This is a genomic window from Lysinibacillus sp. RS11, from assembly GCF_042019215.1.
Lineage (GTDB): Bacteria > Bacillota > Bacilli > Bacillales_A > Planococcaceae > Lysinibacillus > Lysinibacillus xylanilyticus_A.
In genome coordinates this window covers 2,542,339-2,567,085 of the sequence record NZ_CP168124.1, presented here as the reverse complement: position 1 = coordinate 2,567,085, position 24,747 = coordinate 2,542,339, and the positions used below count along the sequence as shown (strand labels likewise).

Annotated in this window: 24 protein-coding genes and 1 other annotated feature; of the genes, 16 read left to right on the top strand and 8 right to left on the bottom strand. The window is 36.1% G+C overall.

The genetic code is table 11. From position 1 onward, the window contains the following. The first annotated feature begins 139 nt into the window (after nt 1-139). On the top strand, nt 140-592 hold the full coding sequence (locus tag AB9L17_RS13045; protein ID WP_068984374.1) for a VOC family protein: 453 nt from the start codon (nt 140-142) through the stop codon (nt 590-592). 188 nt (nt 593-780) lie between these two features. Here AB9L17_RS13045 and AB9L17_RS13040 read toward each other — a convergent pair whose 3' ends face one another. After that, nucleotides 781-2,034 carry a nucleoside permease gene (locus AB9L17_RS13040; RefSeq protein ID WP_068984373.1) on the bottom strand — a complete coding sequence of 418 codons (1,254 nt, stop codon included), beginning with the start codon at nt 2,032-2,034 and terminating at the stop codon, nt 781-783. Nucleotides 2,035-2,615: 581 nt separating this feature from the next. Here AB9L17_RS13040 and AB9L17_RS13035 point away from each other — a divergent pair. The 3 genes from AB9L17_RS13035 to AB9L17_RS13025 all read left to right on the top strand — a co-directional run bounded on the left by AB9L17_RS13035 (nt 2,616) and on the right by AB9L17_RS13025 (nt 3,673). Then, on the top strand, nt 2,616-2,834 hold the full coding sequence (locus AB9L17_RS13035; protein WP_068984372.1) for a DUF3955 domain-containing protein: 219 nt from the start codon (nt 2,616-2,618) through the stop codon (nt 2,832-2,834). Nucleotides 2,835-3,028: 194 nt separating this feature from the next. After that, entirely contained in the window at nt 3,029-3,253 is a 225-nt protein-coding gene (locus tag AB9L17_RS13030; protein WP_068984371.1) for a hypothetical protein, read from the top strand. 204 nt (nt 3,254-3,457) lie between these two features. Beyond that, nucleotides 3,458-3,673, top strand: coding sequence for a hypothetical protein (locus AB9L17_RS13025; protein ID WP_068984370.1), 216 nt, complete (start codon nt 3,458-3,460; stop codon nt 3,671-3,673). Nucleotides 3,674-3,835: 162 nt separating this feature from the next. On the opposite strand, the gene AB9L17_RS13020 is transcribed toward AB9L17_RS13025, so the two are convergent. Then, a complete protein-coding gene (locus AB9L17_RS13020) occupies nt 3,836-4,177 on the bottom strand; it encodes an ATPase (protein ID WP_375199214.1) in 342 nt (113 codons plus the stop codon). Between the two features lie 665 nt (nt 4,178-4,842). On the opposite strand from AB9L17_RS13020, the gene acnA reads away from it, so the two are divergent. Further along, a complete protein-coding gene (gene acnA, locus AB9L17_RS13015; protein ID WP_375199213.1) occupies nt 4,843-7,548 on the top strand; it encodes an aconitate hydratase AcnA in 2,706 nt (901 codons plus the stop codon). Between the two features lie 40 nt (nt 7,549-7,588). Then, nucleotides 7,589-9,031, top strand: coding sequence for a YcdB/YcdC domain-containing protein (locus AB9L17_RS13010; protein WP_375199212.1), 1,443 nt, complete (start codon nt 7,589-7,591; stop codon nt 9,029-9,031). A gap of 40 nt (nt 9,032-9,071) precedes the next feature. Here AB9L17_RS13010 and AB9L17_RS13005 read toward each other — a convergent pair whose 3' ends face one another. The 3 genes from AB9L17_RS13005 to AB9L17_RS12995 are packed head-to-tail and all read right to left on the bottom strand — an operon-like array spanning nt 9,072 to nt 10,955. Beyond that, nucleotides 9,072-9,629 carry a hypothetical protein gene (locus AB9L17_RS13005; protein ID WP_375199211.1) on the bottom strand — a complete coding sequence of 186 codons (558 nt, stop codon included), beginning with the start codon at nt 9,627-9,629 and terminating at the stop codon, nt 9,072-9,074. Beyond that, nucleotides 9,605-9,781 (bottom strand): hypothetical protein, encoded by a 177-nt coding sequence (locus AB9L17_RS13000; protein ID WP_375199210.1) that lies wholly within the window; start codon nt 9,779-9,781, stop codon nt 9,605-9,607. The genes AB9L17_RS13005 and AB9L17_RS13000 overlap by 25 nt, the downstream gene beginning before the upstream one ends. A gap of 34 nt (nt 9,782-9,815) precedes the next feature. Next, complete coding sequence (locus AB9L17_RS12995; protein ID WP_375199209.1) at nt 9,816-10,955, bottom strand: MFS transporter; 1,140 nt, start codon at nt 10,953-10,955, stop codon at nt 9,816-9,818. A gap of 169 nt (nt 10,956-11,124) precedes the next feature. Here AB9L17_RS12995 and AB9L17_RS12990 point away from each other — a divergent pair, with 169 nt between their 5' ends. Further along, on the top strand, nt 11,125-11,976 hold the full coding sequence (locus tag AB9L17_RS12990; RefSeq protein ID WP_375199208.1) for a LysR family transcriptional regulator: 852 nt from the start codon (nt 11,125-11,127) through the stop codon (nt 11,974-11,976). Nucleotides 11,977-12,024: 48 nt separating this feature from the next. On the opposite strand, the gene AB9L17_RS12985 is transcribed toward AB9L17_RS12990, so the two are convergent. Further along, on the bottom strand, nt 12,025-12,612 hold the full coding sequence (locus AB9L17_RS12985; protein WP_068984364.1) for a DJ-1/PfpI family protein: 588 nt from the start codon (nt 12,610-12,612) through the stop codon (nt 12,025-12,027). Between the two features lie 141 nt (nt 12,613-12,753). On the opposite strand from AB9L17_RS12985, the gene AB9L17_RS12980 reads away from it, so the two are divergent. The 5 genes from AB9L17_RS12980 to ileS all read left to right on the top strand — a co-directional run bounded on the left by AB9L17_RS12980 (nt 12,754) and on the right by ileS (nt 19,353). After that, on the top strand, nt 12,754-13,200 hold the full coding sequence (locus AB9L17_RS12980; RefSeq protein ID WP_068984363.1) for an Lrp/AsnC family transcriptional regulator: 447 nt from the start codon (nt 12,754-12,756) through the stop codon (nt 13,198-13,200). A gap of 196 nt (nt 13,201-13,396) precedes the next feature. Then, nucleotides 13,397-13,915: a sigma-70 family RNA polymerase sigma factor gene (locus AB9L17_RS12975; protein ID WP_223554214.1), complete on the top strand. Its 519-nt coding sequence runs from the start codon at nt 13,397-13,399 to the stop codon at nt 13,913-13,915. After that, nucleotides 13,908-14,870 (top strand): hypothetical protein, encoded by a 963-nt coding sequence (locus tag AB9L17_RS12970; RefSeq protein ID WP_375199207.1) that lies wholly within the window; start codon nt 13,908-13,910, stop codon nt 14,868-14,870. The genes AB9L17_RS12975 and AB9L17_RS12970 overlap by 8 nt, the downstream gene beginning before the upstream one ends. A 174-nt stretch (nt 14,871-15,044) precedes the next feature. After that, nucleotides 15,045-15,890: a DUF2785 domain-containing protein gene (locus AB9L17_RS12965; protein ID WP_375199206.1), complete on the top strand. Its 846-nt coding sequence runs from the start codon at nt 15,045-15,047 to the stop codon at nt 15,888-15,890. Nucleotides 15,891-15,970: 80 nt separating this feature from the next. Then, nucleotides 15,971-16,211 (top strand) — a binding site (T-box leader). A gap of 52 nt (nt 16,212-16,263) precedes the next feature. Then, nucleotides 16,264-19,353, top strand: coding sequence for an isoleucine--tRNA ligase (gene ileS / locus AB9L17_RS12960; protein WP_375199205.1), 3,090 nt, complete (start codon nt 16,264-16,266; stop codon nt 19,351-19,353). Between the two features lie 125 nt (nt 19,354-19,478). Here the strand turns inward: ileS and AB9L17_RS12955 are convergent, their stop codons facing one another. Next, nucleotides 19,479-20,081, bottom strand: a complete 603-nt coding sequence (locus AB9L17_RS12955; RefSeq protein WP_375199204.1) for a LysE/ArgO family amino acid transporter — start codon at nt 20,079-20,081, stop codon at nt 19,479-19,481. Between the two features lie 104 nt (nt 20,082-20,185). On the opposite strand from AB9L17_RS12955, the gene AB9L17_RS12950 reads away from it, so the two are divergent. After that, nucleotides 20,186-21,631: a PLP-dependent aminotransferase family protein gene (locus tag AB9L17_RS12950; protein ID WP_375199203.1), complete on the top strand. Its 1,446-nt coding sequence runs from the start codon at nt 20,186-20,188 to the stop codon at nt 21,629-21,631. A 202-nt stretch (nt 21,632-21,833) separates the two neighbouring features. Then, nucleotides 21,834-22,040, top strand: coding sequence for a transcription initiation factor TFIIIB (locus AB9L17_RS12945; protein WP_375199202.1), 207 nt, complete (start codon nt 21,834-21,836; stop codon nt 22,038-22,040). A gap of 244 nt (nt 22,041-22,284) precedes the next feature. On the opposite strand, the gene AB9L17_RS12940 is transcribed toward AB9L17_RS12945, so the two are convergent. Further along, the gene (locus AB9L17_RS12940) at nt 22,285-22,884 is read right to left on the bottom strand and encodes a CPBP family intramembrane glutamic endopeptidase (protein WP_375200793.1); all 600 of its coding nucleotides are present in this window, start codon (nt 22,882-22,884) and stop codon (nt 22,285-22,287) included. A gap of 155 nt (nt 22,885-23,039) precedes the next feature. On the opposite strand from AB9L17_RS12940, the gene AB9L17_RS12935 reads away from it, so the two are divergent. Then, nucleotides 23,040-23,486 (top strand): hypothetical protein, encoded by a 447-nt coding sequence (locus AB9L17_RS12935; protein WP_223554201.1) that lies wholly within the window; start codon nt 23,040-23,042, stop codon nt 23,484-23,486. Between the two features lie 634 nt (nt 23,487-24,120). Beyond that, the gene (locus AB9L17_RS12930) at nt 24,121-24,636 is read left to right on the top strand and encodes a GNAT family N-acetyltransferase (protein ID WP_375199201.1); all 516 of its coding nucleotides are present in this window, start codon (nt 24,121-24,123) and stop codon (nt 24,634-24,636) included. Nucleotides 24,637-24,747: the final 111 nt, after the last annotated feature.

Sequence of the window (24,747 nt, the reverse complement as noted above, 5' to 3'; positions counted from 1 at the left end):
TTTACTTATATTAGTATGTTTTTCACTATTATCTGTTTTAATAGGATTTTTAAAGGTTCAGACTAAAGATTGATGTAAATGGAAAGTGTTTTTAATATATTTATTTCATTAATAGAGATGAAATAGGAGAATATAGAAAATGATTAAAGGTTTATATGAAGCACATCTACCAGTTAGTAATCTAGAAAACTCGATTGTATTTTATAAAAAGTTAGGGTTAGAACTTGCATATGAAAAAGGAAAAGTTGCATTCTTTTGGATAGTTAAAGGTGAAAGCTGGTTAGGTTTATGGGAAAGTGATCGTGTCCAATTAAAATACCATCCATCAATCCGACATATAGCGTTTAAAATTGATGAAGAAGATCTTGAGCGTGTAGCAGGGTGGTTAAATTCAATTGGAATTGAAATTCGAACAGAATTTGGTTTTACTTCCGAACATCAACCTCTAGTACTACCAAACAATCCTCATGCGCATGCTGCGATCTATTTCTCAGACCCAGATGGGAATTCATTAGAATTAATTACACCATTGAGATTAGATGTTGATGAAGAATTTAAAATGATGTCTTTTGGAGAGTGGAGAAAGCGTTAAAGCCATTTAACAGCATCCTGAAGTAACTGTAGGTAGCAAGTATTTCTACTAAAGTAAAAGAGCCTTATACCAATGAACAGTAAGGCTCTTATTTGTACTTGAAAGTAAGCATTGTGGTGACATCCTTGACATCTCGAAAAGTGAACAAATTATTGGTGTTAGAGAGACAAAAGAATTCAATTCATAATCTATATTCTTTTTTGAATTTTCATTTCATTGCTGTCATTTGTATATTTAAATGTGATCGCAAAAATTATGGCTAAAACGAACGTATAGGCTCCGAAAAATAACCAAATATTTTGCCAATTCCTTACTCCGTCAACTGTGAAATAGTCAACTACTGTTCCGCTAAAGATAGCCCCCACATAGGCGCCGATTCCATTGACCATTGTGCTGAATAATCCTTGAGCGCTTGCCCGCATTCGAGGATCGGCTTCTTTTTCTACAAAAATGGCCCCCGAAATATTAAAGAAATCAAATGCACATCCGTAAACGATCATCGATAACAATAACAAGAAGAATCCTACACCGACTGGACTTCCGTATCCAAATAATGCAAAGCGTAATGTCCATGCAACCATGCTAATAAGTATTACTTTCTTAATACCAAATCTACGTAAGAAAAAAGGAATAGTCAGAATAAAGAATACTTCTGAAATTTGTGACACTGATAATAAAATAGCTGGGTATTTAACAGCAAAGCTATCCTTATATTCTGGGTTCAATGCGAAGTCGTGTAAAAAAGGATCACCAAATGTATTTGCAATTTGAAGTGCAACACCTAATAGCATTGAAAAAAGGAAAAACAATGCCATTTTTTTTTGTTTAAAAAGAATAAAAGCGTCAAGTCCCAAAAGGCTTACCAACGACTTATCCTTTATTGCATTGGAAGTTGGACAATTTGGAAGAGAAAATGAGTATAGTGCAAGTAACATCGACGCTCCACTAGCTATGAAAAGCTGAATATTACTTAATTCAAGTTTAGCAAGACTGATAATCCACATTGCAAGTATAAAACCAATTGTCCCGTAGACACGAATAGGTGGGAAGTCCTTTACAATATCAAACCCTTCTTTTTCTAGGCTAACATAAGAAATTGTGTTCGATAAGGCAAGTGTTGGCATATAAACGATTGAGTTAAAGAACATGATCCAAAACATGAAAGTTGGATCTGAAATTTGAGCAGCGACAAATAAGGTAATCGCACCGAGAAAATGTAATATTCCATATAAAATATTTGCTTTTACCCAACGATCGGCAATAATGCCTATAAGACTTGGCATAAAAATGGCAGCAAGACCAATTGAACTATACACAATTCCAACTTGTGAGCCAGTAAAATTCAACGTATTGATCATATAAGAGCCGAGTGTAACAAGCCACGATCCCCAAATAAAAAACTGCAGAAAAATCATTATTTTTAGACGTAATTTTATGTTCATTTTTTCCTCCTATAGAAGGTGATGAAGTGCTTTTTTTTTTGCGTAAAAATGGCACTAGCGCTATCCTGAGATATTTCCTTTTATAATTTGAGCTAATACTGTTGTTTTTATGAATTTTTTCATGCATTATTCGATCATCAATAATTTCTTTGTTCTTATTTGACCACGGACTCTACAACTGTGGACATACCTACAGCCTTTACTACTAATCAGATTCATACGAATTACTGTCCATTCGATGTACATGGTCTGTTGCTTGATATTCAATAGTAGGATTCCAAAGTTTTCATTTTTCCAGGGTGAAGAATTCTTTTAGCCCAACTATGATTTTTAAGTGCGATGCATAACAATAATAATTTATTGTTTTTCGATAAAAAAGTATTGACTAAGGATTAGGGTTTGGATATTATGTTTATAGAAAGTTGAGAAAGCGGTGGGGCATAAAACAGTAAGAATTGTCAAATTGGTTGAAATTTATAATTGTGTTTTGCACATTAGTATGATTTTTCGATTCAAAATTAAAACAGGATAAAACAAATAAGTCGTTAGAAAATAAACTAACTTTAATGGAGGAATATATTATGAAAATAAAATATGTAATTGCATCTACACCAATTCTTTTAGGAGTAATCTGCTTGCTTGCAAAGGCAATCATTGGAGGTAATGTAGCTGCTGATGGCACTTTAGAAGAACCTTTCTTCTTGATTCCAATTGGATATTTATTAGTTTTCTTAGGGATTGTGTCATTAGGAGGAGTGGCGATGATTTCAATGTTTAAGAAAACACAAGTTTTAAACTAATATAATGAATTCTTCTATAGCAGGCTACCAACTATAAAATATCTTTAAATTGAAATGATCAGGATTCTCTAAATGAGATCCTGGTCTTTTTTATGTATTCATCTTTAAAATTAATAAATTTGTAAGGAATGAGTAAGAAAAAAGAGAAAATCGATTCGTACTATTAAAGTACAAAATGAAAGGAGAGCGAATCCGTGCTTAAACTAATGGTTGTAGTCATTTCCCTTGCATCCAGCTTTATGGCATTAGGATCTACAGTTGGGATGGGACTGAAGGTTACAAAATATTTAGCATTCATGAATATACTCTTGAAATTCGCATTTATCATTTTTTTAGCTGTTATGTTTTTCCATATATTATTGGGTGAATACAAGCATAGTGATGGTTTACCAATACTTACTTTAATGACCGTGCAGTGAGATGACTATATGGAAGAGGAGAGACATGTTACAGCAACTAAAGCAGGGATTGAAGAAATTTTGATTTTGGTTGGTATGTAAAAGGTCGATTATCGCATTCGTACTATTGAAAAAGAGGGTGCGATTTAACTTGAAGTACGGACAATCAAAGGAAGGTGCAAATGGGCAGTCATTTATCAAATCTAACTTTAAGGAGAGATTGTGATGCAATTAGAAAGTATTTTTTTCAATCCATCATTTAGTACTCCGTTTTTTATAATTTTATCAATAGTATCTATAATGATTGGATTAAGCTTGATCATTTTTGGTCTTGTAAAGCAAAAAAATGATAAAAAGAGTACGGTAGCAACAGGTTGTATTGTTTTAGGTTGTTTAATTATTATTTCACATATAATTCAAATCATTGTGAGAATAGTCTAATTTAAAAAAGGGCTGTCCTAAAAGAGGATTTTTGCTAAGGAACAGTAAATAGGGAAAGGCAGAAACGTTGATTTAACAACATTTCTGCCTTTTTAATGTCACACAAATTATTTTAATAGAGACTTGTTGGACGATCTTAACCGTTAAGATCTGCTTTTAAAGTTAAAGAATCTGTGTTAACTCTGAGTTCACTACTCTTTGGGCAGTAATGATAACACCTGAAGCTGTTAATCCGTAAACGCTATATAATCCGCCAGGTTGATTTGGAGCAATTTCAACTTCATATTGAGCCGCATTTCCTACGCTTGCATTTATAAAAGTAGAAGAATTAGCGCCTACATTAAAAGCAGTCGTTGATAGTAATTGTCTAGTACCGTTCAGTCTAAAAACTCTGATTAATCCGGAAAGTAAGCCTCCAGTGAGATTGAGGACTTTAATACGTACGCTAGCAGCATCAGCTGGTAAATTTCCTGTGTTTTCAATTGGACCAGTAGTTAAAGGCATTTGAAATTCACCTCCTTGCCAAATCAAAGTTTTATAATCTGCAGATTACATTTTTATAGTATTCAAACTCTATTGAATTGCTTTAGTCATATTAATCAATTTGTTATAAATTAAAGGGAAATGTGAGTGGTTTAAAGGAAGAATAATTTAAGATAAATCTGGAGTCCGTGAGAAGAAACATACACTAAGCCTAGTTTCTAATTGAAAACAACCGATATTTTTTTATCATCAAATATACAAAAGGTATATTAACCTAGTGACATTCTGAAATCATTGATTCGTGTTTTTTGATAATATGTGTAACGAGCGGCGCTGGTTATGTGGGTATTCAAAATAAATCTTGCTAGGATGGAATCTTAATGATCGTCGTAGTAAAATAATTAACAAAGAACCCGTAAAATAGACGGTCCATTCAGAAACGCCAGTTAAAAACATTCACATTCAAATGTATAAAAATATCCTTTTAGCAAAACCTTCATATTATGCACAACTAAAAATCAAATGCATTAGATTAGAAATTAAGGTCATAAGAATTACTTATTGAAAAAGATAATATTAATGTAATTTACTTATGAATATTAATGCGTTATCATGGGTATTGGAGAAAAGATGCTTTAATTTTTTTAAATAGGCCTTTTCAAAAAGATATTTAGGGGGATCCGCAAATGGCACAAGGTAATTTACACAACAGCCGCGCATCATTCGAAGTTAATGGTAAAACTTATAATTATTATGACTTAGCTGCGATTGAAAAAGCTGGCGTTGCAAAAGTTTCAAACCTTCCTTACTCAATCAAAGTATTATTAGAATCTGTTTTACGTCAATATGATGCATATGTTATCAAAGAAGAGCACGTAAACGAATTAGCAAAATGGGGTAACGGTGCAGATCCAGAAGCAGAAGTACCATTCAAACCTTCTCGCGTTGTATTACAAGACTTTACTGGTGTACCAGTAGTAGTTGACCTTGCATCTCTTCGTTCAGCAATGAAAGAAATGGGCGGCGACCCAAGCAAAATCAACCCTGCTATTCCAGTTGACCTTGTAATTGACCACTCAGTACAAGTTGACAAATACGGTAATGCATCTGCATTAGCAGCAAACATGGACCTTGAATTCGAACGTAACGCTGAGCGTTATAACTTCTTAAAATGGGCTCAAACTGCTTACAACAACTTCCGTGCTGTACCACCAGCAACTGGTATCGTTCACCAAGTAAACTTAGAGTATTTAGCTCCAGTTGTACACGTAAACGAAAATACAGACGGTACATTCGAAACATTCCCAGACTCAGTAGTAGGTACTGACTCACATACAACAATGATCAACGGTATCGGCGTTCTTGGATGGGGCGTTGGTGGTATCGAAGCTGAAGCAGGTATGCTTGGTCAACCTTCATACTTCCCAATCCCAGAAGTTATCGGTGTTAAATTAGTTGGCGATCTTCCAAACGGAACTACTGCTACTGACTTAGCATTAAAAGTAACTCAAGTATTACGTCAACGTGGCGTAGTTGGTAAATTCGTTGAGTTCTTCGGACCTGGCGTAACTAAATTACCACTAGCTGACCGTGCGACAATCTCTAACATGGCTCCTGAATATGGTGCTACATGTGGTTTCTTCGCAATTGACGAAGAATCATTAAACTACATGCGTTTAACTGGTCGTGACGAAGAGCACATCGCGGTTGTAGAATCTTACTTAAAAGCTAACCACATGTTCTTCGATCCAACTTTAGAGCCAGTTTACACTGACGTATTAGAAGTAAACTTAGCTGAAATCGAACCAAACCTTTCTGGTCCAAAACGTCCACAAGACTTAATTCCACTATCTCAAATGCGTACTCGTTACAAAGAAGCAGTAGTGGCACCACAAGGTACACAAGGTTTCGGTTTAACTGATGCTGAATTCGCTAAAACATCTGTAGCTAAATTTGCTGAAGGTGATGTAGAAATCCCAACAGGTGCTGTAGCAATCGCTGCCATCACTTCTTGTACAAATACATCTAACCCATACGTATTAATCGCTGCTGGTTTAGTTGCGAAAAAAGCTGTAGAAAAAGGCCTAACAGTGCCTAAATGGGTAAAAACTTCTTTAGCACCAGGTTCTAAAGTAGTAACTGGTTACCTTGAAGATTCAGGTTTACAAACATACCTTGACCAAATCGGCTTCAACACTGTAGGTTACGGTTGTACAACATGTATCGGTAACTCAGGTCCATTACTTCCTGAAATCGAAGATGCTATCAAAGATAACGACTTATTCGTAACATCAGTTCTTTCTGGTAACCGTAACTTCGAAGGTCGCGTACACCCACTTGTAAAAGCTAACTACTTAGCTTCACCACCACTTGTTGTTGCTTATGCACTTGCTGGTACTGTGGATGTTGACCTACAAAAAGATTCATTCGGTAAAGACAAAGATGGCAACGAAGTATTCTTCGCTGATATCTGGCCTACAACTGAAGAAGTTAACGCTGTATTAGGTACTGTAGTTAACCGTGAATTATTCCAAAAAGAATACGAAACTGTATTCACAGCGAACGAAAAATGGAATGCAATTGAAACATCAACTGAGTCTCTATACACATTTGATGATAAATCAACTTACATCCAAAACCCACCATTCTTCCAAGGTCTTGCGAAAGAGCCAGAAGCTATTAAAGGCTTAGAAGGCTTACGCATTATGGCGAAGTTCGGTGACTCAATTACAACTGACCATATTTCTCCAGCTGGTGCAATCGGTAAAGATACACCTGCAGGTAAATATTTAATCGAAAACGGTGTTGCAATCCGTGACTTCAACTCATACGGTTCTCGTCGTGGTAACCACGAAGTTATGATGCGTGGTACATTTGCAAACATCCGTATCCGTAACCAAGTTGCTCCTGGTACAGAGGGTGGATTCACTACTTACTGGCCAACAGGCGAAGTAGAGTACATCTATGACGCATGTATGAAATACCAAGAGCAAGGTACTGGCTTAGTAGTACTTGCTGGTAACGACTACGGTATGGGTTCTTCTCGTGACTGGGCTGCGAAAGGTACATTCCTACTTGGCGTGAAAACTGTTATCGCACAATCTTACGAGCGTATCCACCGTTCTAACTTAGTAATGATGGGTGTTCTTCCACTTCAATTCATGCCAGGTGAATCAGCTGAAACTTTAGGCTTAACTGGTAAAGAAGAAATCTCTGTTAACATTACTGACAGCGTAAAACCACGTGAAATCTTAACAGTTACTGCTAAATCTGAAGACGGTTCAGTTAAAACTTTCCAAGCTTTAGCTCGTTTCGACTCAGAAGTAGAAGTAGACTACTACCGTCATGGTGGTATCCTACAAATGGTTCTTCGCGCAAAAGCTGCTGAGTAATCATTTAAATATAAAAACCGATCTCTTAGGAGGTCGGTTTTTGTCTATACATAGAAAAAATTCGTATTGGGGGGCTTTGTTTTGCAAAGGTGAACTAAAAGAACGGGCTTTATCAATGGTTCCATTAACAAGTCATTATAAACTAATGATAGAAGAGTATTCAGAAGATAAAATTGTGATGTTTTCGTGGGTAAATGAACAACAAGATGAAAGTATGACTGTAGAATTAGATTGCACTGGAAACCTCATATACTTATCAATTGAAAGAAATGATTCTGTTGCTGAGGCTGATTCTTTATCTATTGATGAAAAAAGAAAAAGTGCCGAACAATTTTTACTTAGTCATTATCCATCTGCTCTGGGAGATTTAACGTTTTCAAAAGCTAAAGAACTATCTAGAGTGGATCGTTTTTATTTTGAACAAATTTTCATGGATTTACCGTTAGAACATGCTGGTTGTTATATAGATGTTGATGCATTAGGAAATATTGTTCGATTTAGATACAACGGAGTGAAAATAAGTCCTACAATCCCTTCAAAGCTAGTTTCGAAGGAAGCTTTAATGGAGCATGTACGAAAAACATTAATGCTTCAACTAGTAATTACAAATCTAAGTCATGATGTTTACAATGTGAAGAAAGACGGACTTTATCTAGTTTATGAAGTAAATTCAATTTTTAAGTATCATGCAGATTCTCTAGAACCATCATTAACGATTATTCATGATGAAAATGAGCCTGAAAGTTATGCTGCTCTTCCTCCTTTGCCAACTAACTTAATTGCCAAAGAATTTACGAAGGAAGCAATCATTGGCATAACAGATGAACTAGAGCTGATTCGAGAAGTAGACATGGGACCAGAGATAGGGATTGTGTGGCGTAAGCGGGATTGGGAGATGAGCGATAAAGATTTATCGATGAATAGCTTTTTTAAAATGCGGTCAGAAGATACAGTAAAAGCTATGATTTCAAAGAAAACTGGTAAAATACGAAGCTTTGGTTGGCTGCATGAACGTTTAGGAAATCTACAGCTTAGTCAAGAAGCATGTTATCAAATAGCAATAGACTTTTTACTGAAAATAATCCCTGACTACTATCCGTATCTTCAACGATTAATTCAAGAAGATGAGGAAGAGGAAGAAAGAAAATCAAAAACATTTATATTCCATGCCCATAATCAAGGTGTAGCTATTCTTGATATGGTTATCGTCGTTGTGAATCGTACAACAGGTCAGATTGATTATTATAGTGGACCAAATTTTGATATGGATGAACTTAGCCAAATTCCTACAGTTCCAGCTATTTCTATGGAAGAAGCGTATCGTCAATTTCTAGAAAATGTCGATTTTCAATTGGCTTGGGACAAAAATTACGATGATGACAAAGAGTCCTATCACCTTGTCTATCAAGCTTGTGATCGGCATACTAGATCACCTATCCGGTATATTGACGCGACTACTGGCGAAATTATTGTCAGTGTTTAACTTTTCAGGGAATTGTTTTTTGTTGGATGATGAGTAATCATTAAAATATAAAACCGATTTCCTGGGAAGGTGGTTTTTTTATCCATCCTAGGTCAGTATAGAAATCAATTAAGTAGCGGATAGAACTTCTGAAATGGCGAATAGAACTATGAGTGATGGATAGAACCTCCGAAATCGTGGATAGAACTGCTGAAATGATGGATAGAACCTCCGAAATCGTGGATAGAACTGCTGAAATGATGGATAGAACCTCCGAAATCGTGGATAGAAACGCCAAAGTGACGGATAGGGTCTTTAAAGTGTGGCTGAAGTGGTGGAAAGAATCATCAGAGCGACGGATGGAACCATCGAAACGACGGAAAGAACGGCTAAACCGACGAAAGAATCTCCAACGACGGAAGGTTCCTTCGAAGTGACGGAAAGAATCGTCAGAGCGACGGAAAGAATCATCAGAGCGACGGAAAGAACGGCTAAACCGACGGAAAGAATCTCCAACGACGGAAGGTCTCATCGAAGTGACGGAAAGAATCGTCAGAGCGACGGATGGAACCATCAAAACGACGGAAAGGACGGCTAAACCGACGGAAAGAATCTCCAACGACGGAAGGTCTCATCGAAGTGACGGAAAGAATCATCAGAGCGACGGAAAGAACGGCTAAACCGACGGAAAGCCTCACCCTGAAAAGAAGGATAGAAACACGAAATAGCGATTCTAACCATCAAAGTGATGAATAGGATCATCAAATCCATAGTTAGAACCGTAATTATTAAACAAGTTTAAATACTAAATTTGTTTGTTCTTCAAACTATAAAACTGTAAACAAATTGCGAATGACATAGAGATAACGGCGAAATAAATCAATGTTATAGTTCCCATCTGTAAGGACAATACAATTCCACCTAAGCTTGCACCAATTGCGCTGCCTAAATAATTTACAGAACTGTTTAATGCCACTGCCGAACTCCCGTTGTTCGGCTGATATGATAGTAAAATATGTTGTTGAGGGGCTACACATGCCCACCCCATTGCTCCCCAGACAAAGAACGGTAAGTACTTTAATATTGGTAAGTTAATCATTAATGGTAAACAAATTATGGATAAAGTTAAAGTAAATAAAATGATTGTAACCAAAGTTTTTGGTTTTCCGAAATAGTCGATTAAGTAACCGATCATTATACTTCCAACCAGTCCACCGAATCCCCATGCCCAAAGATATATCGTTAAGTTACTTGAGCTTGCTATTTCTTCTAATAGGGGAGATAGATATGTATACAATCCTAGGCTTGCAACACTGGCGAAAAATGTTATACCTACAGTTATAGTTACTCTTTTATCGAGGAACATCTTTAGTCGTTCGTTAAGTGCAGGGGGAGGCATTGTTGGAAAATCGGGCAGGAAAATATACATACATAAAACAGCAATGACACCGATCATAACTAATAGCCAAAGTGTTACTTTCCAATCAAATAAGTTTGATATATAGATGCCTAAGGGAACGCCAAGCACTGTTCCCATACTCATTCCTCCAATAGTCAACCCTAGAGCGCTCCCTCTCTTTTCACTAGAAACGAACTTTGAAGAGGCCGCAACAGCTAATGGTGAAAATAAACCAGCACCTGTCCCTGCAATTGCTCTCGATAGTAGAAGAATAGAAAAGGTCGGTGCTAAAGCTGTAATGCTATTCGCTATTGTGAAGATAAGCATTGACCATATTAAGATTTTTTTTATTGGTTTTCCCGCGAGTAAAGAAGAAAATAACGGCGCTGAGATAGCGTAAAATAATGTAAAAATGCTCACAGCTTGGCCGACTTGTGATGTGCTTTTTTGATACGTATCGCTAATTCCTGGAAGAAGACCTGCAATTACATAGGCATCAAAGCCAAGTGCAAACATACCGAAAGATAATAATAAAACATTTTTCATATATTGAACCTCCATAAAATATTAAAGATGTTAAGTATAGACGACCTATAACGTTATGTTATAATCGAAGCACCTTTTATATTTAATAGGTTACTAGAAAAACAAGAATATGGAACAATCACTATTTTATAAGGGTATAACAAATCGTTATAGGATGTGGAGGAATATAATGAATGTAGAATGGTTACACAGTTTTATTGCTGCAGCCAATCAGAAAAGTTTTTCAAAAGCTGCTCAAATCACTAATCTTTCTCAACCGGCACTAAGTAAACATATACGAAACTTAGAGAATAATCTTGGCATCGAGCTATTTCTTAGGACATCCATTGGTATTGAATTAACTGAGGCTGGCGAACGTTTTTACACTCGCATTACACCAGTTTTGACTGAAATAACAGCTATTCGTGAAGAATTACAGCAATTTAGTCAGAGCAACCCAATTGCAATTGGTGGTCTGCCTAGCTTAGCAACTTACTATTTGCCAAACAAGATGAATGAACTTAAGCAACTAGATCGGCCTATAACATTAATGATTCAAAATACTTCAAATGAACTGTTGCAATCTTTACAAAAAGGTAGACTTGATGCAGTCTTTGTGGATGTGAAATATTCCGAAGAATCTTTGTGGAGTTGCGAGTTGTTTACGGAGCCTTACTATGCTGTGTTTCCGTTGAATCATCGTTTTAATTCAAGAACAGCAGTGGATCTGGAAGAATTGTGTGAGGAGCCGCTTATTGTTCATCAAGCTCCTTGTGATTCAAGGAAGGATATAGTAGAACAAATACAAGCGCTTGGCTATAAGCCTAATATCAAAAGTGAAGTGAACTTTGGCGATTTTATTTTTGGGGCTGTAACGTCAGGTATGGGGATTACAATTGTACCAGAGTTACTGGCTAAAAATATCGGTCATCTTCAGCTTTTTGCCTTACCGATCAATAATTTTGGGAGAACTAGAACAATTTCATTGGTTACGAAAAATAAAGAATTTGGAGCGAAATTATATCAATTAATATCAAATTAAATAGAATGAAGCTGTCTCAACTAAACGCCTTAAGACAGCTTCAATTTTTTATGAGTTAAACCCCATTAAATCCTTTACCTTTTTTGTATTTTCCGCGGAGGTCAGCATTTCCAGTAAGCGGAATGCAACGTCGAATGCAGTGCCAGGATTTGAAGATGTAATAATATGCCCAGTTTGAACAATCCGTTCATTCTCGATATCTGCACCATAAGATTGTAGCTGACCTAATCGTTTACTAGTTGGATGATTATAAGTTGTAGCTTTTCGATTATGTAGTATTCCGCTATGACCTAGAATTAGGGAAGCTACACAAATCGTAGCAATAGGTTTTTTATGTTCATCAAAATGACGAACAATTGCCTGAAATTCCTCACTAAAGGCATCATCATAAAAGCCAGCTTCCTCAAACCCTCCAGGAATCGCTAGAGCATCAAAGTCCTCTAATGAAATTTCGTGAAGTAATTTTTCTGGGGTAACGTTAAAGTTCCATGTACATTGCAATTGCTGATGCAATCCTACTGTCACGACCTCTGTTGTGCCGTCACCTTCCCACTTATTCCAGCCAAGTACATCTGTAAAAACACTCGCTTCTACAGCTTCAAATCCATTTGCTAATAGTAATAAAATTTTTTTCATATTGTTTTGCCTCCTTTTGTACGTTTAATTGTAGTGAATAAAGCTTTACATTTACAGAAGCTGTATAATGTAATTTGAATGATTTGCTTTATAATAAAAGGAATTTTAATTAATCTAATTTATAAAAAAAGGTGGATACATATGGACCAAATAGATACTGAAATTTTACAGCAATTACAGCAAAATGCGAAAATCTCGATGAAGGAATTAGCGGCGACGGTTCATTTATCATCTCCAGCTGTTATTGAACGTGTAAGAAAACTGGAAGAGCAGGGGATTATTGAAGGTTATAGAGCAAAAGTAAATTTAAAAAAGATCAATCGTGATATTCAAGCTATTATTTTATTTAAATCAATTGATTGTAAAAGTCTTTCGGATTTTTGTAACGCACATCCCGATGTCCTTGAATGCTATCGGGTAGCGGGGGAAATTAGTTATATTGTAAAAATTGCAACTAATTCAGTGGAAACATTAGAGCAATTTATCGATGATGCGATGCCTTATGGAACGCCTTCAACGAATATTGTGCTGTCTTCAACTGAAAAAACGGTCATTACGCCTTTTTCCGATAAAAATTTAGAAGAATGAGTCTGGAATTGCTCGGGTAGCAAAGGGATACGCTCAGGAAAAGCCCTTATTTGCTCGGATAAGGAAGGAGAACAGCATAGCACATCGATTCATACATTCTCGAAAACCCAAAATCAAGAATTTAATTTAAAAAAATACAAAAAAGCAAACCTCTATACTATGAGCACCGTTTATAGGGCAGAGAGGGGGAGAGATGTTGCTTGAAATTAAAGAACTCGAAGAAATAATGCAGCAGCATACAGAAAGGCTCATCCGACTTGCCTTTTATTACGTCAAGGATTTACAAAGTGCCGAAGATATCGTGCAAGATGTATTTATTAAATTTTACGATAATCAGCAAAACTATGAAGAAAGAGGAGAATTACGGGCCTATTTATCGAGGCTCGTCATTAACAAAAGTAAAGACTATTTACGCAGTTGGACATACCGTAAAATACAAGTGAAACAGAAGATTTTTGCCAAGCAGGCTGTCACGAGAAGGGACATGCTAGTGCAGCAAGACGAACAAACTTTAATCGAAAACGCCATCTTAGCACTACCATTAAAACAACGTGAGGTCCTCATCTATTTTTATTTTGAGGAAATGCCTGTTATTGAAATTGCCGAGCTTTTAAGTATCCCGGAGAGTACAGTGAAAACAAGGCTACGTCGTGGACGAGAGCTATTAAAGCCAAAGCTTCAGCATATTGAATGGGAGGTCCTACTGCATGAGTAAAGTCGATGTGAGGGTATTAAAGGATTTAACCGAAAGCAAAAAACGTGTTATGACCAATGTTGTACAGCATTTAGAACAGCGTGAGATGAAAAAAAGGTCTTGGCGTTGGCAGTATAGTGTAATGTCTATAATATTGACAGTTTGTATTGGCATATTTTTGTATACCCAATTCAGTGGAAGTCAGGAGCAATCAGCAAGTATACCAATTGTTTTTGATGAAAAGTTATTAAAGTTCTCTCTGGGAATAGATCCTGAGGAAAAGGATCCAATATTAACGTCTGATGAAAAACTAGAATTTGAATCCTATTTAGAGTTGGAATCTTTATATGCTTACGCACAATCAAAGGGGATAGTACCTACTCAAGAAAAAATAGATAAAGAGCTTGAAACATTGATTGAATTTAGTATAAATGAGAACAATGCGAAATTCACTGAACAATTGGAGAAGGTGAATCTTACAAAAGAAGAATATATTGAACAATACACTAAACCAATGAATTATAAATATACTACTATCAATTCACTATTAGATCAGGAAAAAAATCAATACAAAGACGTAGAAAGAATGATGCTACTTTTCCTAGTGGAAAGAGATGCTTTGAACTATTTTGAAGAACATTATAGTCAAGAAATAGCATACCTACGTGAAAAATATGATATTCCAGTGGGCGAAAAAGGAATCTATTCAAAACGTGGGGCAGTCGTAGCAATCAAAGAACATGAATTTTTAGTCGTTTCACATGCTGATGAATCAAATATTGGGAAATTATCAATAGATGAAATCGTACAAAAACATGGTAATGGTACGTGGTTCCCATTAATTGATGTTCCTAAAACATTGTCACCTGGGGATTATGTAGAAGTTAAATATAGCAGGGATCCCAGGAAAAATGCTGATTCTATAATAAGGATTGCGGATTTAGATAGCATGGAAATACTCGAAGAATACCCATGAATCAAGGCTAGACATTCAAAAGCTTCAAGAATGTCTAGCTTTTTTTTAGAAAGCTGTTTTTACATTTGCATTATGGTACAATTATTGTAAGTATTTGTATAATCAGGGGGAGTAGTAAAGGATGATTATGCAAGTTCTTACTAAAACAAAAAGGTATGGGGAGAAAGATCGAATATGATACTAAATAAAAACTTACTGAAGGAAATTGAATTAAAAAAAATATTAACAGATATAAGCAGTGGAAATAAAACGTGGCAACAAGAAGACCAAACACATCTCGTACAATCAATGATGCTACATATCGGCTCACTAGATAGTGAACTACGAGATAACTTAATTTATGGATCGTTTTATGAATTGATCCATGAAAAAAACTTACTAGAGCATGCACTTTTAACGGAGCTTTTAGAGGATTCTTTGAATAATATATTATGTAAGGGTATTGAAGAAAGTGAATCAGATTTAGTTTTTACCCGTACATTTACGTCGCTATTGATCGCCCTCATATTATTTAGAGATAACGCAGACGATTTTTTATCCCAAAAGAAAATCGCTGATTGTAAAGATAAAGTACTCGCTTATTTAGCGGCAGAAAAGGATGTAAGAGGCTACGTGCCGGTGAAAGGGTGGGCTCATAGTGTTGCCCATATGGCTGATGCAATCGATGAATTGGTGAAAAATCCGAAATTAAATAAAGCCTCTTATAGTGAAATTGTAAGCGCATTATACAACGTCGTTTTGCAAGAAAATCATGCTTTCATACATAATGAAGATGAACGGATTTTAGTACCTATCTTCACAATGCTTGAGCATGGTTTAGAGGAGCAAGAAATCATTAGATTACTGCAAGAATTACCTGCAACTTTAAAAGTAAAAAAAGAACAGCTCGATGTACAGCATCACAGAATTTTAGTTTTTAACTGTAAATCCTTTGTGAAAAGCTTTTATATTAAAACAAATGGGAAGCCTAAGTTCGCAGCACTTCATAAATGCATCGAAGCATGTCTCGATGAATTATAAGAAATTACTACCAATATTAGTACTTTGAAATTATTGACAGACAAAATTTAGTTTGTTAAGATGAGTGACAATAAAAGCATACAAATTCGTTGATGAGAAAGAGTAGTGTTTCATTTTGTTCTACAGAGAGCCGACATAATGGTGGAAGTCGGTGTGCACATGATACATGAAGATCCTCTCTGAGAAGATTGGCTGAACATAGTAAGCTAATCCGGGTGTCTACCGTTAAAAAGAACACGTATGATTGTACGTTGCTGAGTGCTATTGAACGGTTGATTCAATAGAATTAGGGTGGTATTCGCGGTTAACCCCGTCCCTTGCTTGGGACGGGGTTTTTGTATGCCTTTTATACATTTGTATAGGAGGGAATTACATGCAAGGTGAAAAGAAAAAAGAAACGGCTGTAGAGAGGGAAACGAGGATTCGCCAGTTGTGGGAACAAGAAAAAACGTTCCAAGCATCTGTTGCGAATCGTGCTGGTCATAAGCCCTTTGTATTTTACGAAGGCCCACCAACAGCAAATGGATTACCACATGTAGGTCACGCATTTGGCAGAACAATTAAGGATGTCGTGGCTCGTTATAAAACGATGCAAGGGTATTTAGTTGAACGGAAAGCTGGCTGGGATACACATGGTTTGCCTGTGGAACTCGGTGTGGAAAAAAAGCTAGGTATCTCTGGGAAGCAAGAGATTGAAAAATATGGTGTTGAACAATTCATTCAGGAGTGTAAAGGAAGTGTCTTTACCTATGAGAAAAAGTGGCGTTCCTTTACAGAAGAACTTGGCTATTGGATTGACATGGATGACCCATATTTAACGCTAAGTAATGACTACATCGAATCCGTTTGGCATATTTTAAGTCACGTGCACAAGGAAAAGCTTTTATATAAGGGGCATCGTGTCTCACCATATTGCCCTAGCTGTCAAACATCATTAAGCTCTCATGAAGTTGCACAGGGCTATAAGGATGTAAAGGATTTATCTGTCACAGCAATGTTTAAGCTAAAGGGTAAAGATGAATATTTTCTTGGTTGGACAACGACTCCATGGACATTACCTGCCAATGTTGCATTAGCCATGAATCCTAAGCTCATGTATGTTCGAGTGAAGCAGCACGATAAAGTCTATATTTTAGCAAAATCACTAGTGAATAAAGTTTTTGCTGATTCTGTTGAAGTGTTAAGTGAACATGAAGGGCGTGAATTTGAAGGTGTATCGTACACCCCACCATTTTCCTATGTAACAGTTGAGAAGGGGTATGTCGTTGTACTAGCGGATTATGTTACAGAGCATAGTGGAACTGGAATCGTCCATATCGCACCTGCATACGGGGAGGACGATTATAAAACGGTTCAGCAAAATGGGCTATCGTTTGTCAATGTTGTTGATGTAAAGGGTTGCTATACAGAAGAGGTTCCAGAGCTTGCAGGTAAATTTGTAAAAGATTGTGATGTCGATATAATAAAAATGCTCGCTAAAAAGGAGCTATTGTTTGATAAGGAGAAATATGAGCATAGCTATCCTCATTGCTGGCGCTGTGATTCACCATTGCTTTATTATGCAACTGACAGCTGGTTTATCAACATGTCTGCATTAAAAGACCAGCTTTTAGAAAATAATGACCAAGTAACGTGGTATCCTGAGCACATTAAACACGGTCGATTTGGAAACTTTTTAGAAAACTTAGTGGACTGGAATATTAGTCGTCATCGCTATTGGGGTACGCCACTTAATGTGTGGGTTTGTCAGGATTGTCATCATGAAGAGGCACCAAATAGTCTTGCTGCCTTAAAAGAATTAGCAAAGGGCACTTTACAGGATATTGAACTTCATAAGCCGTATATCGATGAGGTTGTTTGTACTTGTCCGAATTGCAATGGTGATATGGAACGTACACCTGAAGTGATTGATGTATGGTTTGACAGTGGTTCCATGCCGTTTGCTCAGCAACATTATCCTTTTGGAAATCTTAAAACTTTTAACAATCAATTTCCAGCGGATGTTGTCATCGAAGGTATCGATCAAACACGAGGCTTTTTCTATAGCTTATTAGCGGTTTCTACTTTATTTACAGGAAAGGCACCTTATAAAAATGTCCTTTCATTAGGGCATGTTTTAGATGAACATGGACAGAAAATGTCGAAAAGTAAAGGAAATGCATTAGAGCCAGTTGAATTAATTCAACAGTACGGGGCAGATGCTCTAAGATGGGCGTTTTTAGTAGATAGTTCTCCTTGGAATCCTAAACGTTTTTCTAAGAAAATTGTGATGGATGCGAAGTCAAAGCTAGTCGATACGCTAGATCATACGTTCAAGTTTTATCAGCTTTATGCAGAAATAGATGGCTTCCAGTACGATGCTACCAATACTGGCATACGCTCAAAGTTAGATGATTGGATCGTGTCTCGCTTACATCATACCATTCAGCTTGTGACAACTTGTATGGATGCTTATCAATTCACACAGGCAACACGTGAAATTGGCAAGCTTGTGGAAGAGCTAAGTAACTGGTACATCCGACGCTCAAGAGCAAGATTTTGGGCAAATGGGCTGTCAGAGGATAAACGAGGAGCCTTTAGTACGCTGTATGAATTACTCACAGCAATTTGTCAATTATTAGCTCCATTTACACCGTTTATTGCCGAGGATTTATATCGACAATTATCTGGAAAAAGTGTGCATTTACAAGACTACCCTCACTACAACGAAGCACTCGTGAATGCTAAGCTTGAAAAAGAAATGGCCAATATTTTAACAATTGTAGAGCTTGGCCGAAGCATACGTAATAGTCAAAGCATCAAGGTGAAGCAGCCTTTAAGTGCAATCATTGTTTCTGTTGATGGGGAGCTAACTGATTATCAACCGTATAGCGAGCTCATTCAAGATGAATTAAATATGAAAGAATGCATTTGGACAAATGATTTCTCAGCATACGAAACCGTTCAATATAAGCTAAATTTTAAAACAGCAGGTGCAGCATTTGGAGCTAAAGTGAACAAAGTAAAAGATAACGTAATGAATTTAAGTGAGGCGGAGAAAAATTTATTACAGCAAACAGGGTCAGTTACGTTAACGATCGATGGAGAACAGGTAACCTTGTTAAAAGCGCATGTGTTAACTGAATCTATTGTGAAGGAACATTACATCTTAGCCGAAGATGCTTCATGTCGAGTCCTTTTGAATGTACAGCTGACAACTAACTTACTTGAAGAAGGGCAAATTAGGGAACTAATTCGGACAATTCAAGATACACGGAAAAAATGGAAACTTCCTGTTGAACAGTATGTATCAATTTCGATTGCTGGAAGTTCCAAAGTAACAACGATCATCCAGCGGCACGAATCGTTATTGAAAGCAAATGTATTGTTAAAAGATATTCACTATGTAAGTGACTGCAAAAGTGAACGGTATTTGCAAACGGAAGTGTTTGGTGAAAAGGTAACCGTATATTTTAAGCTGTGAAAACTATATTACTCAGGTCAGCAGAAGAAGTAATCGAGTAATCCCCCTCAAACGCTCTTTAAACGAAGGCAACGCTCAGGTACCCAAAGATTTGGGTATCCTGAGCGTTTTTATGTAAACAAAATTTACAGTAAGCCAGTGAAAAGATAAATAGCGGTTGCCCAGATAAAGATAGCGGAACATTTATTAAAAATAATCATTAGCTTTCCAGAGTTATCAAGTTTTTTAAATGCTGCTCCTACGACTGCAAGACCTAAAAACCATAACCAAGAAATCACAACGCATGCAGTAGTAAACAGAATTTGTTCGGTGCCGCTATATTTTAAAGCACTCGTCCCAATAACGCCAATTGTATCCAAAATGGCATGTGGATTTAAGAGTGATACAGAGAGTGCGAATAAAATTTGTTTTTTGACAGGGAGTGCTTCGTTTTGATCGGTAGTTGCCGGTTTTGAACGCCAAATTGAATAGCCCATATAAAGTAAAAAAAGTATACCAACAGTCATTAAGGTAATACGTAACCACTCAAATTGTAGCACGATCAGAGATAATCCAAAAACAGCTAGTATGATAAGTAGCGTATCACAGATGGCAGCTGTTATGCTGGCCGGCAAGGCTCGGGCTAGATGTGGCTGTGTAGCACCCTGTGAAAAAATAAAGACATTTTGTACGCCTAAGGGCAAAATAAGGCCAAATGCTAAAATCATTCCATGAAGAAATGCTTCCAATGAAATTCCTCCTTTCATTACATTAATCATTCTAGTTGTGATATAACTAAAAGAAAACGACCAATTGGTTGGTTTTTCACCCATCCAATTTTGAGGTGATACATATGAACTGGCAGCCAAGCAGACAGGGCGAAATTACATTACAGCAACAAATCGAGACGTGGATTACGGAGCATATAGAACGAGGAGATTGGGTAGCAGGAACAAAGCTGCCAACACAAAGACAGCTTGCTATGCAGCTCGGGGTAAATCGTAGTACCGTTCAGCAGGCATTAGAGGAGTTAAAGGCGGCTGGAATATTGGAGGCAAAGGTAGGATCAGGTATTTATGTAGCTCATAATTCTTGGCATTCGCTCATTAAACAAACACAGCCAAATTGGCAAACCTATATTGACACAAGTCTCCATAAGCCGAATTATCTTACCATACAATTAATTAATGAATACGAGCAGCGCGATGATGTCATCCGATTAGGTACGGGTGAGCTCGCACCAAGTCTATTGCCAACTACTGAAATTGAGGCATCGTTAAAGGAGCTCTCCTTACAGCCAAAAGCTTTAGGTTATTCCTCATCACAAGGCAGCAAACAACTTCGAGAAGCGATTTGCGAATATGTGAAAAAAAGAGGAATCCATGCAAAGCCGCAAAATGTTTGCATTGTATCTGGTGCACTTCAGGCATTGCAACTTATTGCTGTTGGATTGCTTGAGCAGGGTTCCATTGTGTTCCAGGAACAAACGTCTTATTTAAATTCAGTCCATCCATTTCAATCAGTCGGGATGCAAATGATGCCGATTAATCGTGATGAACAGCTTGCAAAAACCTTAGTACAAAGGAAAAGAAAAAGACAGGCTGTGTATTATGCAGTTCCTACGTTAAACAATCCGACTGGAGAAGTGTGGACAGAGCTTGAAAAAAAACAGCTTTATGAAGCGTGTAAACAATCTCGCATTCCCATTATTGAGGATGACGTCTATCACGAATTGCTCTTTGAAGCGGCAACTTCTACCATAAAATCAATTGATGATAGCGGGCAAGTCCTTTACATTGGAAGTGTCTCAAAAACATTAAGTCCAGGACTCCGCATTGGCTGGTTAATCGGTCCAACAACTGTGATTGAGCGGTTAGCAGATATAAAAATGCAAACAGATTATGGTTCAAGCGCGATCTCACAGGAAATTGTACTGCATTGGCTGCAAACTGGAAAGTACGAAAAGCATATCAAGAGTTTACGAAAAGAATTATTACGAAGAGCTAATTTTGTTGAGGGGATATTGCAAGAGAGTTTTACGGAAATTGCTAGCTGGAGTCAATCCAAAGGGGGCTTTTATATTTGGCTAAAGTTTGATGAACCAATCGTTGATAAAGAATTGTTTACCAAACTATTGCAGCGACAAATCCTCATTAACCCTGGCTATATTTACGATCCGCAAGATGCCCAGCATATTCGATTATCATATGCTTATGCAACAGATGAAGAGTTGAAGATTGGCTTGCAAATAGTATACGAATGCGTGGTTGAAGCGGTTGTAAAACGACATAAAGAATAAAGCATCTGTGAAATAAAAAAATTGTTTGTTGACAATAAAATTGTGTAAAGCATGTGAGTCATTCTATATTGTTTAGTAAAAAATTTATAAGTGAAATGGAATTCTCTTAAAATGGAACCAATTTACAGCTCATTCGTAATATTAGATAGTAGGATATATCAAAAAAATAGTTGGCTCACATATATAAGGGGAGGGTTTCGAATTGAAGAATACTACGAAAGTAATTGAATGTCCAAAATGTGGTGGGAAGGAACTAGGGAAAGGCAAGCATAGTGGATATGGAGTTATGTACCCAGAAAATAAAATGAGTTTAGGCTCAGATGTTGCATACATTATTTGCACAGAATGTGGATTTATAATCGAAAGCTATGTAAAAAAGCCAGAGAAAATTAAGGATACATTTTTTTGAGGAATATTTATAAATTAGACTAAACACATAAAGGACTATCTTTAAATTAGCATAGAAATTATTGAAGTAACGTGGCTATTGTTATATTTTGTAGTGTAGTTAAATATCTTATTTCAAAAATTAGACAAGCATTAGCCTATCCTAAATTTAGAACGGGGTAATGCTTGTTTGGCTTTTAAAATTAAATACCTTTATCTCCATTTTACAACACGACCTCAAACGGGATGTTTTAAATAGTAGATAATTACCTTTTAGTACTTAGTAAATTGTACTTGAATAATAGTGTTATTCCTAAATTCATCAAAAAGTGTGCAAGAATTGGTACTAAAATATTGTTTGTTTCAAAATATATCCAGCCTAAAATCAAACTTGGAACGGTTATATTTATTAGCATTATTGGCTTTTTGAAGTATTGAATATGAATCCCTAAGAACAGTAAAGTTGTTATTACAATTGCAGTCCACTGATGTTCTATAAATACAAAAAGCAAATTTTGAATAATTCCTCTAAATAAAACTTCTTCAAATAACGCACCCGTAAACATAAAGGCAAAAATGCCTAATAACGAATAGTGTTGATAGTTTTTGTTAGTTTCATCAATATATTTCGAGGGAAAAAACAATGTTAAAATTATCCCAAACATAAGCAAAGCAAATGAAGCGAGAACTACGCTCATTACCATTCTGAATGGCTGATCGATTGATAGGAAATTTTGTATTGTGAATACATCATAAACTATTAAAGCGAAAATGATAGCTACACAAACGAATGTGAAAGAAGAGAATACAAATGCAGCGTCTTTCGGGCAAAAATCCTTCTTAGTTTTTTTTGTATTCTTTGTTATGCGCCATATCTTTCCTTCTTTCTAAATGGTTATAGAGTAAAGAGATATTTTACCATAATATTTTAGTGAAAAATATTGCAATTATTAAAAATGATTTCTAGAATAGGAAATGTATTAGCGTGGTAAAATTTACAAGGGAAAAAGGAGAGGCTTGAATGAAAGTTAAAGGTGTTTTAAAAGGAATTACTATAGGAATTTTTTGTTCAATTTTCATTCCATACCTTTTTAATAGTGTAGGGGATACTTTCGCAGGAGGTCGTATAAACTACTGGGGAGCAAGTTGGGTATATATAGCATTTTCTATTCCTATGATTCTATCCATGGTCATAATGGGGTATTATCTATCTACTCAAAAGAATATCCCAAATAAAAAAATGTGGTTGATTAGTTTCTTTGTAACTTTAATTGTCAGCTTATTAACCGGCACATTGGGTATTTTAATTAGTGAAATGATATTGCGCGGTAATTTAAATACTTTTAATCTAGAAGATTCAATGATATGGGGCGTCATTTACAGTATTATACTCCTTCCAATAACTGTACCTTCAGGAAAGCTTATTTTAAATTCTTTGCATTATTGGATTCATAAACCTGCAATTTAAATACGAGACCAAGATGAAATGAATCATTTTGGTCTTTTTTTGAACAAAAGAGCATTTAGTCTTCCACAACTTTTAGTGACGAGCCCTAAAATGAATTAAATTCTAATTTTCATGCGGATTACCATATGCTCTTGTATAATTAGATATTTTCAATAAACATTCGTTTTTTCTTAATTTTCAGAAGAAATCAACAAAAAAGTTTGTTAGAATAAATTGGAAATTGAATTGATTTTTTCAGAAGGGAGCTTTTAAATGTTTAGCAAACTATCCATTATTTTTGCAGTAATTGGTGCTGTTGTATTAAGTTCCTCTTACATTTATTCAACCAACTTTGAGATTCTTATGATATCTGGATTCAGTTTATTATTTATCAGTTTATTGTTAAGTTTTGGTGCTGTGTTCAAAAGAGAACAAGGAAAAATAAAGTTTTTACCTGTTCTAACAGTTTTCCTTTTTAGTTTCATCATTACTTTGTACGACCCATTTCAAATTGTGAGATTACTTACTTGGATGAAAAATTAAGCGTTGGACTCACTCATGTTTTATTTTTTAAATGAGTGACTTTTTACTTTTGTTAAAACGTATGCCATGTAAATATGTTGATTGCTAAGGGTTTTAGAAAGTGAGGTTTATCATGTTAGAAACTAAAAGATTGAAACTTAGAGATTATAACGAAGCGGATTTTGATTTTTTACAATCACTTTTATCAAATGCACAGGTGATGCAGTACATTGGAAGCGGCGAAACTCGTAACGAAGAACAAGCTAGAATTTTTTTTAATTGGATTTTTGAGTCTTATGAAAAGAATGAAGCATATGGATTGAAAATAATTGAATTAAAAGCAACCAACGAACGAATCGGACATGCCGGTCTTGTGCCTCAAAGAGTTATTGAGGAAGAACAAATCGAAATAGGCTATTGGATTGCACCCAATTTTTGGGGGATGGGTTATGCAACAGAGGTGGCGAAAGCATTGAGAGCTTATGGTGAAAAAGAATTATCATTAAATAAGTTAATATCCCTTATTCAAATTGGCAATTCAGCATCTCAAAAAGTAGCAATTAGTATGGGCATGAAAAAGGAAAGAGAGATTGAACTAAAAGGGAAACAAGTCATTATTTTTTCAACACTGGGTGGTTTTATTTCGTGAACCACGTAAAGAATAATTCAAGTAATGAATCCATACTTTTTTTAATAACGATTTCTTTATGAAGAGGTGGATCATTGGAGAACAGGGCCAAGAAGGTGAGCATACAGAAAA